The organism is Saccharothrix sp. HUAS TT1 (assembly GCF_040744945.1).
GTDB lineage: Bacteria > Actinomycetota > Actinomycetes > Mycobacteriales > Pseudonocardiaceae > Actinosynnema.
The window spans coordinates 1-13,295 of sequence record NZ_CP160454.1 but is presented as its reverse complement, the minus strand read 5'-3'; the positions used below and the strand labels follow the sequence as shown (position 1 = coordinate 13,295).

At 73.8% G+C, this 13,295-nt stretch carries 15 protein-coding genes and 1 pseudogene; 8 read left to right on the top strand and 8 right to left on the bottom strand.

Going from position 1 to position 13,295, the window contains the following annotated elements:
* Nucleotides 1–47: 47 nt before the first annotated feature.
* Both AB0F89_RS37545 and AB0F89_RS37540 read right to left on the bottom strand, forming a co-directional pair.
* Nucleotides 48–629, bottom strand: a complete 582-nt coding sequence (locus tag AB0F89_RS37545; RefSeq protein WP_367139560.1) for a GNAT family N-acetyltransferase — start codon at nucleotides 627–629, stop codon at nucleotides 48–50.
* On the bottom strand, nucleotides 626–1,507 hold the full coding sequence (locus AB0F89_RS37540) for a GntR family transcriptional regulator (protein WP_367139558.1): 882 nt from the start codon (nucleotides 1,505–1,507) through the stop codon (nucleotides 626–628). Before AB0F89_RS37540 ends, AB0F89_RS37545 begins: the two co-directional genes overlap by 4 nt.
* A 150-nt stretch (nucleotides 1,508–1,657) precedes the next feature.
* Here AB0F89_RS37540 and AB0F89_RS37535 point away from each other — a divergent pair, with 150 nt between their 5' ends.
* The 8 genes from AB0F89_RS37535 to AB0F89_RS37500 all read left to right on the top strand — a co-directional run bounded on the left by AB0F89_RS37535 (nucleotide 1,658) and on the right by AB0F89_RS37500 (nucleotide 10,071).
* A complete protein-coding gene (locus tag AB0F89_RS37535; protein ID WP_367139556.1) occupies nucleotides 1,658–2,011 on the top strand; it encodes a hypothetical protein in 354 nt (117 codons plus the stop codon).
* 43 nt (nucleotides 2,012–2,054) lie between these two features.
* Nucleotides 2,055–3,521: a hypothetical protein gene (locus tag AB0F89_RS37530; protein ID WP_367139554.1), complete on the top strand. Its 1,467-nt coding sequence runs from the start codon at nucleotides 2,055–2,057 to the stop codon at nucleotides 3,519–3,521.
* A gap of 229 nt (nucleotides 3,522–3,750) precedes the next feature.
* On the top strand, nucleotides 3,751–4,509 hold the full coding sequence (locus tag AB0F89_RS37525; RefSeq protein WP_367139552.1) for a hypothetical protein: 759 nt from the start codon (nucleotides 3,751–3,753) through the stop codon (nucleotides 4,507–4,509).
* 2 nt (nucleotides 4,510–4,511) lie between these two features.
* Nucleotides 4,512–6,002 (top strand): hypothetical protein, encoded by a 1,491-nt coding sequence (locus tag AB0F89_RS37520; RefSeq protein ID WP_367139550.1) that lies wholly within the window; start codon nucleotides 4,512–4,514, stop codon nucleotides 6,000–6,002.
* A gap of 172 nt (nucleotides 6,003–6,174) precedes the next feature.
* A complete protein-coding gene (locus AB0F89_RS37515; RefSeq protein ID WP_367139548.1) occupies nucleotides 6,175–8,673 on the top strand; it encodes a hypothetical protein in 2,499 nt (832 codons plus the stop codon).
* An 83-nt stretch (nucleotides 8,674–8,756) separates the two neighbouring features.
* Complete coding sequence (locus AB0F89_RS37510) at nucleotides 8,757–8,933, top strand: hypothetical protein (RefSeq protein ID WP_367139546.1); 177 nt, start codon at nucleotides 8,757–8,759, stop codon at nucleotides 8,931–8,933.
* Between the two features lie 156 nt (nucleotides 8,934–9,089).
* A complete protein-coding gene (locus AB0F89_RS37505; protein ID WP_367139544.1) occupies nucleotides 9,090–9,803 on the top strand; it encodes a hypothetical protein in 714 nt (237 codons plus the stop codon).
* Nucleotides 9,804–9,816: 13 nt separating this feature from the next.
* Nucleotides 9,817–10,071, top strand: a complete 255-nt coding sequence (locus tag AB0F89_RS37500) for a hypothetical protein (RefSeq protein ID WP_367139543.1) — start codon at nucleotides 9,817–9,819, stop codon at nucleotides 10,069–10,071.
* Nucleotides 10,072–10,263: 192 nt separating this feature from the next.
* On the opposite strand, the pseudogene mihF reads toward AB0F89_RS37500, so the two are convergent.
* The 6 genes and pseudogenes from mihF to AB0F89_RS37470 all read right to left on the bottom strand — a co-directional run.
* Nucleotides 10,264–10,566, bottom strand: a pseudogene (mihF, locus tag AB0F89_RS37495) (integration host factor, actinobacterial type); the annotation flags it as partial.
* Nucleotides 10,567–10,628: 62 nt separating this feature from the next.
* Nucleotides 10,629–11,333, bottom strand: a complete 705-nt coding sequence (locus tag AB0F89_RS37490) for a hypothetical protein (protein ID WP_367139541.1) — start codon at nucleotides 11,331–11,333, stop codon at nucleotides 10,629–10,631.
* Nucleotides 11,330–11,857, bottom strand: a complete 528-nt coding sequence (locus AB0F89_RS37485) for a hypothetical protein (RefSeq protein WP_367139539.1) — start codon at nucleotides 11,855–11,857, stop codon at nucleotides 11,330–11,332. The genes AB0F89_RS37490 and AB0F89_RS37485 overlap by 4 nt, the downstream gene beginning before the upstream one ends.
* An 80-nt stretch (nucleotides 11,858–11,937) precedes the next feature.
* The gene (locus tag AB0F89_RS37480) at nucleotides 11,938–12,237 is read right to left on the bottom strand and encodes a hypothetical protein (RefSeq protein ID WP_367139537.1); all 300 of its coding nucleotides are present in this window, start codon (nucleotides 12,235–12,237) and stop codon (nucleotides 11,938–11,940) included.
* A complete protein-coding gene (locus AB0F89_RS37475) occupies nucleotides 12,234–12,458 on the bottom strand; it encodes a hypothetical protein (protein ID WP_367139535.1) in 225 nt (74 codons plus the stop codon). Before AB0F89_RS37475 ends, AB0F89_RS37480 begins: the two co-directional genes overlap by 4 nt.
* Nucleotides 12,455–13,207, bottom strand: a complete 753-nt coding sequence (locus AB0F89_RS37470; RefSeq protein WP_367139533.1) for a hypothetical protein — start codon at nucleotides 13,205–13,207, stop codon at nucleotides 12,455–12,457. The genes AB0F89_RS37475 and AB0F89_RS37470 overlap by 4 nt, the downstream gene beginning before the upstream one ends.
* Between the last annotated feature and the right edge of the window lie 88 nt (nucleotides 13,208–13,295).

Sequence of the window (13,295 nt, the reverse complement as noted above, 5' to 3'; positions counted from 1 at the left end):
GACCGAGAGCGAGCCTAGACCCTCGTTTTGCAAATCGCCGGCCCGGCTCATCGCGTGTCCTTCACGGCCGGTGCGGTCGGGTCCTCGACGTGGACCGTCACCGGTCGGCGCGGGGCGACCGGGACGGGGCGTTCGAACAGGGCGGAGGACGGGCGGGTGGGGTCGGCGACGCGCACGAGGCGGAAGCCGCGGCCCCGGTAGTAGTCGTGCAGGCGGGTGTTGGTGGTCCAGGCGTCGAGCCGAACCCAGGTCCGGACGCGGTCGCGGGCGACGGCGTCGGCTTGGTCGAGCAGGGCCTCGCCGACGCCGGTGCGGGCGCCGCGCACCCCGGGCGCGGTGATCATCCGGTGGACGATGACGGATTCGCGCAGTTCATCGGGGGTCCACAGGCCGGGGTCGGCGTGGTCGTCGACGGCGATGGTGCCGACGGGGCGGCCGTCGAGTTCGGCGATCCAGGTTTCGCCGCGGGTGATGGAGGCGTGCACGCGGTCGGTGAACGCCGTGCGGGACAGACCGGCGTCGGACCACTGGTCGGAGCCCTGCGCGGCGAGCCAGGCGGCGGCCTGGCGGCGCCAGTCGACGATCGCGGGGACGTCGTCGGCCGTGGCGCGGCGGATGCGGATGCTCACGCGTCCTCGCCCGCGCCCGGTGTGTCGCCCGGGTCGACGTCGACCGCGGGCGCGTCGGCGTGCGCCTGGCCCTCGGTGCGGCCGATGACCTTCGCGCTGGTCAAAGCCTTGTTGATGCGCTCGATGCCGGTGCGGTCGCCGAGTTCGTAGATGACCCGGTTGCGGTCGGCGGTGCGCACCACGTGGGTGGCGCGGGTGATCTGCTCGTGGTTGGCGCCGATGCGCACGCGGTCCTCGATGTAGGTGCCGACGGCGATGCGCAGCAGCTCGGCCTCCTCCCGGCCGGCGGGGCGGGTGGTGTTGAGGTCGACCCAGGAGGTCTCGCCGTGGTTCCGGTCGGCCATGCGCCGGGTGGTGCCCTCGGGGATGTCGTGCGGCACGTCGAGACCGCAGAGTCGCGCCAGTTCACGGGGGTAGTAGGAGGTCTCCACGCCCCAGGTCTCGCCGTCGACGATCTGTTCCACGCGGCGCACCACCACCCAGTCGTCCGGGGCGGTCAGGCCGAGCCAGCCGGCGACGCGCGGCGTGGCGGGCTCGGCCCACATGGAGAACTGCTTGTCGGCCGCCCGGCCTGCGCGGCGCACGACCTCCACGAACACGTCGGTGCTCGACGAGGCGGGCCGGTCGGGCAGCAGCGACGTGGTGACGACGTGGTCCAGGACCTCCCGGTTGCGGACGATCGTGCCCTGCCGGTGGGCCGTGAACAGCAGGTTCTCCTTCACCAGCTCCAGCACCGCGTTGCGCGCGGTGGTGACGGAGACGCCGTAGAGGGCGGCGAGCTCGGGGTGGGGCGGCAGCTTCGCGCCCGGCTTCCACCTACCGCGGCTGATGTCCGTGCGGAGTCGGTTGGCGATGCGCTGGTAGGCGGGGTCGGCCACGGGGGACTCGCTCTCTCGATCGTGTGCTTCCTTGCAAGGAATCTACCGTTTCGCCTTGACATACGTCACGTGGAATGTGTTCATTGCAATGAAAGCCCTGCGGGGTCTACGCCGCGTAGAGTACGACCCCGACGATCAAGGAGATCCCGGATGAACGACACGACCACCCGACCGGTGTCCGTCCGCTCGGCCGCTCGCAGGCCGGCCGAGCACGAGGCCGTCTGGCCGCGCCCGTCGCGCCCGACGAGCCAGGACCCGAGCGTGCGGCAGTTGCTGGCGATGGCCGAGGGCCGCAAGAAGGACTGGCGGCCCACCGAGCCCACCGACCGTGAACTGCTGGAACTCGACCGCGAGGTGCGCACCCTGCTGGCCTCGTACGCCCGCGACACCCTGACCGTGATCGACGAGTTGACCGCCGCGCGCACCGGGGCCGGCGGCGTCGAGCCCTCGGCCGCCGAGCTGGCCGCGTGGGACGCCCTCGGCCACCTCGCCACCGGCTCGTAACCTGCCCCGACCAGGTCGGACCCCGACAGGAGCACATCCCCCGATGACCACGACAGAGATCAACGGCCACCACGCCAACGGGCGCGCCGTGAACGGCCACCCGGTGAACGGCGGCGCGGCGAACGGCCACGGCACCGACGGCACCACCCCGGCCGGGTACCTGCCCTACCAGGGCGGTGCCGGCCTCGGGCAGGCGTCCGCGCAGTTCACCGGCGGGCCGACCGCGCCCGACCGGCCCGCCTACGGCCCGTCCCCCGTCTACGGGCAGCCGCAGCAGACCGGCGGCTACGGGCAGCAGGGGTACGGGCAGCCGCAGCAGCCGGCGAGCGCGCTGCTGCGCGGCATCCCGGACCCGCGGGAGCTGGACGCGGCGATCGTCCACGCCAACGAGGTGGCCGCGAAGCAGGGCGCCGCCGCCCTCAGCGGCGCGATGACCTGGGAGGAGCACGAGGACAAGCGGCGCCGCGAGGAGGCGCTGCGCCTGTTCAGCCGCCAGGTCGACGAAAGGATCGAGGCGGCCCGCATCGATGTCGAGCGGGAGCTGGCCGAGGTCGACCTGGCCGTCCGCCGCGCCGAGGTCGAGGCCAAGGCCGAGCAGGCGCGCATCGAGCATGAGGCGACGCTGCGGCGCATCCGGCACGAGGCCGAGATCGCGGTCATCGAGCAGGACGACGAGCACGCGGCGGCGAAGCAGCAGGCCGAGCAGCGCGGCAAGGACGCCAAGGCTGCGGCCGAGGCGAACGAGCGGCTGCGCGAGCACACCGACGCGACGAAGAAACTCGCAGTTCAAGCACGCCGCCGGGCGCTGACGGTGCGCGGGTTCGTGGCGGTGTCGGTGATCGCGGTCGCCGGCGGCGCCTACAACGTCTCCGACACCGTCGGCCGCCTGCTCAACGTCCCGGCCTGGAGCTTCGGCCGGTTCGCACTGGGCATCCTGGAGCCGCTGGCGACGATCCCGCTGGCGCTGATCCTCCTCGCGCGCCTGTCGATCGTGGTCACCGAGGGTCTGCGGGCCCGCGAGCAGGCCGCGCCCGCCGCGACCGGCATGAGCGCGTGGCTGCACCGGCGCTTCGGCGACACCGAGTGGCGCTACGAGGTGCTGTTCCTCGGTGTCGCCGTCGCCCTCAACACCGTGCCCCACATGATGTTGAACGAGTGGAAGGCGGTGCCGCTGTGGCTGTGGGTGCCGTGCGCGCTGGCGTGCGCGCTGCGCCTGGGCGGCCACCTGGTGCGCAAGTACGACGACGCCATGCTGGACCTGGTCCTCGACGCGCAGATGTCCGCGCCGGTCGGCCCGCTGTCCCCCGAGGTGGCGAAGCTGTTCCGGCAGGTGCGTGAGATCGGCCTCCGCCGCGCGGCGGGCACCCTGCGCGGCGAGCTCCAGCCCAACGGCCTGCCGTCGCTGTCGGGCACGGTCAAGACGCTCAAGGAGTTCCAGCCCACCGCCCCGGTCCGCGAGGGCCAGGCCGTGATCGCCGGCATGAGCATCCTCGAAGGAATCGAGAAGTAGCGGAACCCGGCCGCCTGACCCGGGCGGCGCACGACCGGTGGCCGGCCGGACCTCCCCCTTCCGGCCGGCCACCACCCACCACGCATGACCAGCGCGTTTCGTCGATTGCGGGCCGTCACCGGCCCGACCACCCCCCGACGGGTCGGGGCGGTGGCGGCACCGGAGCCGACGAAACACCCCCCAACCCACGGCGACACCTCCCGCTTTCGGCCCGAGGAGACCCCATCCCATGTCCACCGACACCAGCACAGAGATCACCACCGACCAGTTCGCCGCATTCGCGGCGACCGGGTTCGCGGGAGCCCCGCCGGTCGACGTCGACGACCCGGCCACGGCGGCGGCGAAGGCGGCGGAGAAGACCGCGCGCACCGCGCCGATCACCCCGGCCGCGGCCGAGGCGGTCGCCGCGTCGGCCACCGACAACCCGGCCACCACGGCAGCGAAGGCCCAGGGCCGGAAGGCGCGGCTGTCGGACGCCAACCGCTGGATCCCCCGCGACTACGCCGCACTCAACCCCGCCGTGCTGCGCGAGGTCCGCGGCCAGCACCCGGCCCGCTGCCAGGCGCTCAACCACCCGCTCAAGCGCGGCGGCTACCGCGTCTACGGCGTGGTCGGGCTGCTGGTGGGCACCGGGTTGCAGGGCGTGTCCTGGAGCGCGGCACGGATCTCGGCGCGCCTGATCGACCCCCGCCACCCCGACGACGCGCCCCCGCCGCTGGCCGACAAGCTCGACCTGGCCAAGCAGCGGGCCACGAACGCGAGCAGCGTATTCGGCAAGGTCGGCCACAGCGTCGTGCACGCCGTGGTCGTGCCCGTCACCGTCGGCCTCGACCTCGTCTCGTGGCTGGCCGCGCAGACCGCGGTCACGGTCAACGACCCGGCCCGCATCGGCCGCGCCGTGCTCGGCCTGGTCCTGGTCGCGGTGCTGGTCACGGTCGTCACCACCGGCGTCGGCCGGGTCGTGCTCCTGCTCGGCGGGGGTGCGTGACCGTGGCCGCCGGAACCACCGCGCCCCCGGCCGGGTACCTCGGCACCCGCCGGCCCGGCGTGTACAAGCTGGACACACCGCTGGCCCGCGCCGAGCAGGCCGTCGTCGAGTTCGGCAAGGACGTCAAGCACCGCGCGAAGCAGGCGAAGTCCGTGGTGTACAAGAAGCGCACCCCGGTCACCGGCGGCAAGGTCACCCGCAAGGTGAAGGTCGCCGGCCGGGCCGCGGCCGTGGTGACCAGGGCCGTCGCCGGCACCGCCGTCGTCACCGTGGCCGGCACCTACATCGCGGGCCGCCAGGTCGCCAAGCACACCGGCCGCGCCTACCGCAAGGCCGCGCCGGTGGTGCGCAAGGTCGCCGGGCACGCCGGCCGCAAGATCGACGCCTACGCCACCGCCTACGGCCCCGCGGCGGCGGCGGCCGTCGGCCGCGGCACCGCGAAGGCACGCACGGCGGCGACGAAGGCCACGGCGAAGTCCCGCGCGACCGCCGCGAAGGCGAAGAAGCGCACCGCGGCCGGGGCGGCGAAGGCCCGCGCGCGGAGCAAGGCCGCGACCAAGCAGGCACGGCAGGCGGCGGCCGACCGCGCGGCACAGGCGCGGGCGCGGGCCCGCAACGCCACCCGCGTCGCCCGGCAGCGGGCGGCGGCGAAGGCGACCGGCGCCGCGACCACCGCCTACGCGAAGGGCAAGCGGCGCAAGGCCCGCGTGATCATGCGGGTCGCCGCCTACGTCGCGCCGAAGGGCACGGTGGAGGCGTCGCAGCGCGGCAGCGTCACCCGCACCGACCTGGGTCGGGCGGAGAAGGCGGAGGCGACCGCGGAGCAGTGGGCTGCGGCCATCGACGCGGAGAACGCGGCCATCGCCCGTGCCCGCGCCACCACCACGCCCCCGCCGCCGGTACCGCCGGTGCCGCCGCGCACGGTCGGCCGAACCGACCCGCTGCCGCCCGACCACCCGGCCCGCCGGCCGGCCGGCGCCGGCAGCCCTGCTGCGGGGAGCCCTCCTGCGGCGACCGCCACCGCCGGGCCGGCGGCCACACGGCCCGCGACCACCAGGACCACCGGCGCCACCGCCGGGAACAGCGGCTTCGCCGGAACCGGCGGGGCCACGCACAACCACAGCACGGAAGGACCAACCATGTCGGGCGCTCTCGCCGTTCAGCAGTTCAACGCCGCTTTCAGGAACCTCAACGCCGTCGAGCCGGACACCTACCACGACTGGCTCTACACGCTCGTGGGCACGGCCAACGCGTTGCGGCTGGGCTCCGAGCTCACGCTGGGCCTGGCCCTGCGCATGGACATCCGCTACCGGATGGACCCACTCGCCCTCCAGCACCTCTACCTGGCGGCGCCGGCCCTGGCCACGACCGGGCAGCTCATCGCCGGCTCGGCCCGGGACTTCTACGCCATGTACCAGGACCGCATCGACCCGGCGCCGCTGCGCGGCCGGACGATGGCCAACGAGGGCTCGTTCTTCCCCGGCAGCCGATAACCGCTGTTCATCGGCTGTTTGACCGGTGGCGGTCCCACCCGGACCCGCACGGGACCAGGACCCGACCGTCCGGACCCCCGCAGCGCCGCGGGCGGGCCGGGTGGGGCCGTCTCCGACCAACCAACTCGAGAACCGACCCGCACGGGCCGATCAGGAAGAGGACGCGACCGTCATGGCGAAGGCGAAGGCGAAGACCGGCAAGAAGGCCGCCGGCACCGGCGGTTCCGGTGCCGGCGCGGCCCCGGCCGCCGCCAACCGGACCACGCGCAGGAAGCTGGTGGCGTTCGCGCACCGCAATCGCCACCACGGGCGCCCGCTGTCGATCAACGCCGCCACCCTGGCCGCGGTCCTGGCCGCCCAGGAGGTCGACCCGTCCTACGGGGCGCTCATCGCCGGCGGCACGGGCGTGGTGGTCGGGGCGACCACGTGGATGAGCGACCTGTCGGAGAACGAGAAGAAGGCGGTGGCCTGGCACGCCGCCGGCGCGGGCGCGTGGGGCCTGGCCGCCATGCTGCTCGGCATCGACCCCGCACTGGGCCTGGCCGGCGTCGTCGCCGCCCTGTTCTCCCACATGGGCACCGCCGAGGTCCGCAAGGTCCGCAAGCCCGAGTTGCAGGAGCGGCCCGCGTTCGACGAGTGGAACGACCCGCAGCAGGGCGTGCTGGCCAAGTCGGGCGCGGACGGCGCCCGCATGTTCCACCGCGAGGTCGTGCACAACGCCGAGATGTCCCCGATCGGCATGGACCACCACGTCGACCTGTCCGGCTCCAAGCTCACCCTGGACACGTTCCGCGACCTCGGCCCGAAGATCGCCGGCGCGCTGCCGGGCCGCACCCGCCAGGGCGCGGTGACGATCCTCGACGACGAGGACGACGTCAACCACGTGACCGTGCGCGTGATCTGGCGCAAGCAGTGGGACATGTCCAAGCCGCTGCTGCACCCGATCGTGCAGCACCTGGCCGAGATCACCGAGCTGGTCAACAGCGCCGTCGCCGGCGAGTCCCGCCCCATCCCCGAGCACCTGGCGCCCTACATGCCGGGGTTCGACACCATCCGCAACCCCGTGCACACCGGCGTCACCGAGGACCAGCGGCCCGCGACCGCCGAGCTGTACCGCAAGGACTACGGGGCGCTGCACCACTTCGGCGTGGGCTTCACCGGCTCGGGCAAGACCACGGACATCAACAGCGAAATCTGCTCGCTGATGCCCAAGCGCGACGTGATCGTGTGGGCCATCGACGTGTCCCTCAAGAAGGGCAAGCACGTCAAGGACTGGGGCTCGTGCATCGACTGGCTCGCCACCACGCCGGAAGAGGCGCTGGCGATGCTCAAGGCCGCCGTCGCCGTCGCCGGCGCCCGCGGCGAGGCGTTCAACTCCGGCTCGCTGGTCACCCCGAACCTCGCGCCGATGATCCGCATCGTCATCGACGAGCTGCCCGAGCTGTACAGGCTGCTCGGCCAGGAGCAGATCAACATCTACCTGACGCGGCTCGGCCAGCAGGCCCGGTCGCAGCTGATCTCCCTGTCCTGCTGGGGACAGCGCGGCACCCAGGACACCTACGGCTACGGCTTCTCCAACCTGCTCGCGAACTTCGCGCACCGCACCTGCATGAAGGTCCGCAACCGCAACGAGATGTCCTACGCGCTGGAGTCGCACGACTTGGTGCAGCACCTCAACGCCACCCGGTTCCTGCCGGGCGAGGCCGTCGAGGAGAACATCCTCACCGGCGAACTCCAGCACCGCCGCCGGTTCATCATCCGCGAGCGCGACAACGAGGTGGACGGCGACATCGGCGACATCCTGCCGGTGGCCCGCCTCTACGCCCCGTTCCGGCCGCAGCTGGACGCCGTGTCGGCGAAAGCCGCGGGCGAGGCCTACGCCAAGCGTTCCACCGTGATCCCCGACAACCCCTTGATGACCCCGGCGAACGTCGCGGCCCCCGTCATCGTCCTGCCGCCTCGCAACGAGCAGGAGGAGGACGCGATCCTCGCCGGGATCAGGACGAACACCGAATGGCTGGCGGCGCTGATGAGCGGTCAACTCTCGTGCACCGGGTTGACCGACCTCGACGGCACCACCAGCAGCGCCGGCATCACCACCGCCGACGCGACCCCGGATGACACCACCCGCACCAGCGCGAAGGACGACGACATGATCGGCAAGGAACTCGACGCGGCGGAGGTGTTCGCCGGCTACGGCATTCCCCTCGGCGACGACCCGGACGTCCGCGAGCAGCGCGGCGCGAAGTGGACCGCGGTCATGGACGAGCAGTTCGCCGCGTTCGACAAGGACATGGCCGACCTGGAGAAGCTGGTCGCGGAAGTCCCGCAGGACGTGACGATGCGGCAGGTCGCGGACCTGGCGCCCGCGCCGAAGCGGTTCGCCGACGACGATCCGATCGCCGTGGCCGCGCTGGCGGTGCTGGGCAGGCAGGGCCGCAAGGGCTGCTCGATGGGCAAGCTCGTCGACGAGATGCCCGGCGACCCGAAGCGCGGCACCGTGCTGGAGCGGCTGCGCGACCTCGCCCACCGCGACCTGGTCGTCCTGGTCGGCCAGAAGCGCGGCGCGAAGTGGTACGCCAAGCACCACGCCCCCACCCCCGAGCAGCCGGACCCCGAAGAGGTCCAGGCCGACGCCGACGCCGTCATGAACGGCCCCGACGTCTTCTGACCCCGCACCACCCGGCGGCCGGTCCGTGCCGACCGCCACTCCCCAACCCACCACCGCGTCACCGCACCACCGAGGAGAAAACCGTGCTGGCCAAGTTGAAGACCCCCAAGGGCGCTGCTGCGGCCGTCGCCATCGTGGTGGCGGCGTTCTGGGTGCTCGACGACCCGAACACCGCCGCCGCGAAGGTCCAGGGCGCCGTGCAGGCCCTGGGCGACGCCGCCGGGCAGTTGATCGTGTTCGCCCGCACCCTGTTCGGCTGACCCGTCCGGCAGGCGCGACCGGCGCCCCACACCCGCCTGGCGGGGTGGGGCGCCGCACACGTTCCAGGACGCCCACCGGCCCGCACACGGGCGTGCACGACCAGCCCGCGGTGCGCCACACTGGTCGGCATCGACACGAGAGCAGGGGTAGCAGTCATGACCAGCAGCCAGGGACTTCCGCCGTGGCTCCAGGCCATGCTCGACCAGGAGCACGCCGGCCACCGCGAGCTGCGCACCAAGACCCGCGCCGAGTTCGAGCGGATGGTGCGCCGCGCCACCGGCGACGAGCGGGTGGTGGCCGAGCGCATGGCGTGGTTCGACGCGCAGCAGTCGCACCTGGACGCCTGGCTGGGCACCGCGCTGGGCGACCCGGCCGCCGCCCGCGCCCCGCAGCCCGCGACGGCCACACCGCCCGGCGGGTTCCCTGGCGACCGGCTCCTCGGCGACCCGTTCGCCGGCGATCAGCCGACCCGCCGCGACCACCCACGTGCCGGTGGCGTCGACCCGGAACCCGAGCGCCGGCGGCCCGACCCGGTGATGCCGGAGTTCCCGGCCGGGCAGGCGCCGTGGGCGGATCTGGTCGACCGGCCCGCGCCCGGCCGCGCCACCCGTCTGACCTCCGCCCCGGCCGTCTTGGCGAAGGCCCTCGGGATCGGGCTGCTCATCGGCGGCGGCGTGTGGCTGGCCGCGACGCTGCTGCTGATGTGGCTGACCGACAGCCCGCTGTGGGGCTGGTGGCCGTCGCTGGTCACCGTGACGGTGGGCGCGCTGGCCGCGCTGTGGTGGTTCAACCACGCGTTCACCGAGATCGGCCAGTGGCTGCGCAATGGCGGCACCAGGCCGCTGACCAGGCGCCACCCGTTCGCCTGACCGAGGGAGGACCGTGTTCAGGAAGATCCGCGAAGGGGCACGCGACCTGGCGTCCGACCCGCGCCTGAGCCGCGCCGAACGCACGCTCGCCGGCATCGCGGCGGCGTTGGGCACGCTGGCCGGGCTGGGCGCGGCGGCCTGGCTGATCACCCGGTTCGGCGACGACTCCGACCTGATGCTCGACGTCGCCCAGGCGGCGCTGGTCGGTGCGCTCGTTCTCGTACTGCTGGCGGGAGCGGCGGTGTGGCACAGGCGGCAGGGACGATAAAGGCCGGCTCCGGTTCGCGCCGCAACGACGACGCCCCGCTCTCCACAGGAGGCGGGGCGTCGTCGTGCGGCACCGGCTGCGCTACAGCACGGCCGGCATGGGCCGCGACTACTGGATGGTCACGCCGGACGGCTGCCCACCAGGGGCGGGGACACCGGTGTCGACGGTGGGCAGCAGCGTGTCGAGCGCGGCGAGCAGCATCCGTCGCTGGTTCGCGCCGACACCGCGCACCTTGCGCTTGGCGGCGATCTCGGCGGACTCCATCGCCTTCTGCACGCCGACGTCGCCGACGCCGGGCAGCGCCCGCACGAGGGCCGCCACCCGGGTCTTCGCGGCGACGCCGTCGGGCTCCCGGTCGGCCAGCTCGAACACCTGCCGCAGCGTGGTCCGGCGGTTCTTGAGGTCGTCGAGCAGGGCGCTGCGGGCGGCACGGGCGGCCTGCGCCTTCTTCAGGTTCTCGGCGCGCTGCTCGTCGGTCAGTACGGGAAGTGCCATCGTCGTTCGTCCTTCGCGTCTCGGGTCGGGGATCACCGGCCGCCGGTGCGGCGGCCGGTCGGTCAGAGGGTGCGCGGGTCGTGGACCTCGCGGTAGGCCGGCGCCCTGGTGGACACCAGCGGGTCGCTGTAGCCGTCATAGCGGGCCGGCCGGGTATCGCCGACCCACCTGTCGAACAGTGTGCGCGCGTCGAGCAGCACGCGGTGCTGCCCGCCGGTGAAACACGCCTGCGTGGGCATCACGACCAGCAGGCGTCGCCAGTCGTCGACCTCGCGGCACACCGGCAGGTCGGGCACGACGACGAGGTAGCCGAACGACAGCAGCCCGGCCGGGTCGTCGTGCTCGTACACGCCGGTCGGCTCCAGGTGCACCGGCCGCGCGACGCCCGGCTGCCCGGGTAGCACGTCGCCGAGCAGGTCGAGGGCGACCTGCTCGGGCTGCTCGCCGTACCGCACGCTGCGCACCGGCAGGATCGGCGCGCGTTGCGGCGTGACCGGCCCGCCGCACGAGCCGGACGGCAGCAGCAGCAGTTTCGGGTCGCCCGTGTCGAGGGCCACGACGACCAGTTCGACCGTGAGCGCGGTGGCTTCGGCGGGCTGGTCCCGGCGCAGCCGCTCGGCGAGTTCGGCGACGGCGGCGCGTTCGGCGTCACCGGGCGGCAGGCCCGCGGCGAGGTGCCTGCGGAACAGGCGGATCGCCTCGTGACCGACGGCCAGGCGTGGCGCGTGCGCGGCGAGCCGGCCGGCGTCGCCCGGGGTGGGGGTCATCGCAGGCCGTCCGCCGGGTCGCGGCCCGTGCTGGCCTGGTGGGTCAGGTGGGCGGTGAGCAGCGCGCCGACCGGGATCTGCGCGGCGGTGTGGGTGGCCTGGTCGAAGAAGATCCGGCCGGCGCGCACCCCGTACTTGTCGAGGTCGAGGAAGCCTTCGCTGTCGGACAGGGACGCGATCCACCGGACGAGGCGGCCGTCGTCGATCACGGCGTGCAGTCCGGTTTCCAGCAGCAGCGCGGCCAGTTGCGCCCGCCAGGGCACCCTGATCCCCACCAGCCGGTAGGTGACGGAGCGGAACGCGGCCTCGGTGAGGCCGTAGGTGACGGCGTGGCGGGCCAGGGCGACGAGGCCGTGGCGGCGGCGGGTCTCCGGGTCGCGGTCGTCGGCCTGGTGGCGCGGGTCGTCCGGGTCGACGGGCAGGTGGTGGTCCTGCTTGCGGATCGCGTCGGGCCCGGACTGGACGAGGTAGTCGCCGGCGGCGTGCCCGGCGAGCCCGGCTACCCACGCCACCACGGCCGTCACGGCTCGATCCGTACCGGATCGGGTGGCTGCTCTGGTGTGCGACACGGGTGTTCTCCCCCTTTCGTGTGGTGCGGGCCGGGTCAGGCGGTGTCGGTGAGGCGGGCGAGCGCCCGGTCCGCGTCGACCGGCTCGACCAGCGGCGGCGCGTCGGCCGGGGCATCGGCGGGCACGGTGACGCTCCACGTGCCGCCGTCCTGGTCGACGTTGACGTAGCGGCGGCTGTCGCGGTGCTTGTACTGCTCGATGCGCCGGTCGCCGTGGACGAGGGTGCCCATCCACATCAGGTCGGGCAGCAGGTCGGTCGGGGCCAGGCGCTCGATCGGCCCCCAGTTCGGCTCGCGCCGCGGCGGCGTCGGCTCGGCAGTCGGGTCGCTGGTCAACGAGGGTTCCCTTCGGTCGTGGGGGTGAACTCGGGGTCGGGCAGCGGGGTGCAGTCCGGGCACAGGTCGCGGTCGTGCCCGTCGACGCGGCGCACGGTCCACCCGAACTGGGCGGCGTTGCGGCGGGCGGCGGCCAGGCCCGCGGTGGTGTCGGCGCGCGGTTCCCACTCCTCGCAGCCGAGGCGGTCGCACCCGACGGTGGTGCTGGTCAGGGTGCTCACGACACGCCGTCCCCGGCCTGTCCGGTGGCGGGCTCGGCGGGGCGGCGCAGCGACCGGGTGGTGACGACGTGCGGCACGCCGTCGACGTCGAGGCGGACGCGCTCGTTGATGCCGGTGGCGGGATCGCCGTTGCGGAAGTCCCGCACGCCCGCCGGCACGGGCGGCCACTCGGGCTGCGCGTCGGGGTCGGCGTCGGCCTCGGGGTCGCGTTCCCGCGCGGCGGCCAGGTCGTCGGCCGTGGGCACGGGCCGGGTGTGGTTGCGGGCGGACCGCTGCTCGCCGTAGGCGGCGCTGTAGTCCTCGACGAGCGCGAGCAGGCCCGCGATCTCGTCGTCGGCCGGGGTGCGGTGCAGGGCGGGGGCGTCGGTGAGCAGCGCGGCGGCCAGGACCCGCAGCGTGGCCGGGTCCATGTCGACGCGGGCCACGGGCTGCTCCTCGCCGTCCCCGTCGTCGAGCACGATCGCCACGCCCCGCGATTCGAGCCACTGGGCCAGCGAGTCGGTCAGCACGTCCGGGACGGACGCGGGCCGGCGGGAGTTCAGCAGGGCCTGCCAGGTGTCGTGCCAGCCGCGGGCCTCGCGGTACAGGCGCTCGTTGTCGGCGCGCAGCGCGGCCAGGAATGGGCGCAGCGTCTCGTCGAACGCGGCGATGAGGGAGCCGTGGGCGGCGAGGCGGTCGGACAGGGCGGTGAGGAGCTGGTCGTCGCTGAGGGACGGGTCGCCGGTGGGCGGGGTCTCGGTGGTGGTCACACGCACCTCCTGTGTGCGGTCATATGGAGATCATACGTACATATGATGGAGTTTGGGAAGCGGAAGGGGGGCCGACCGGAACACCACT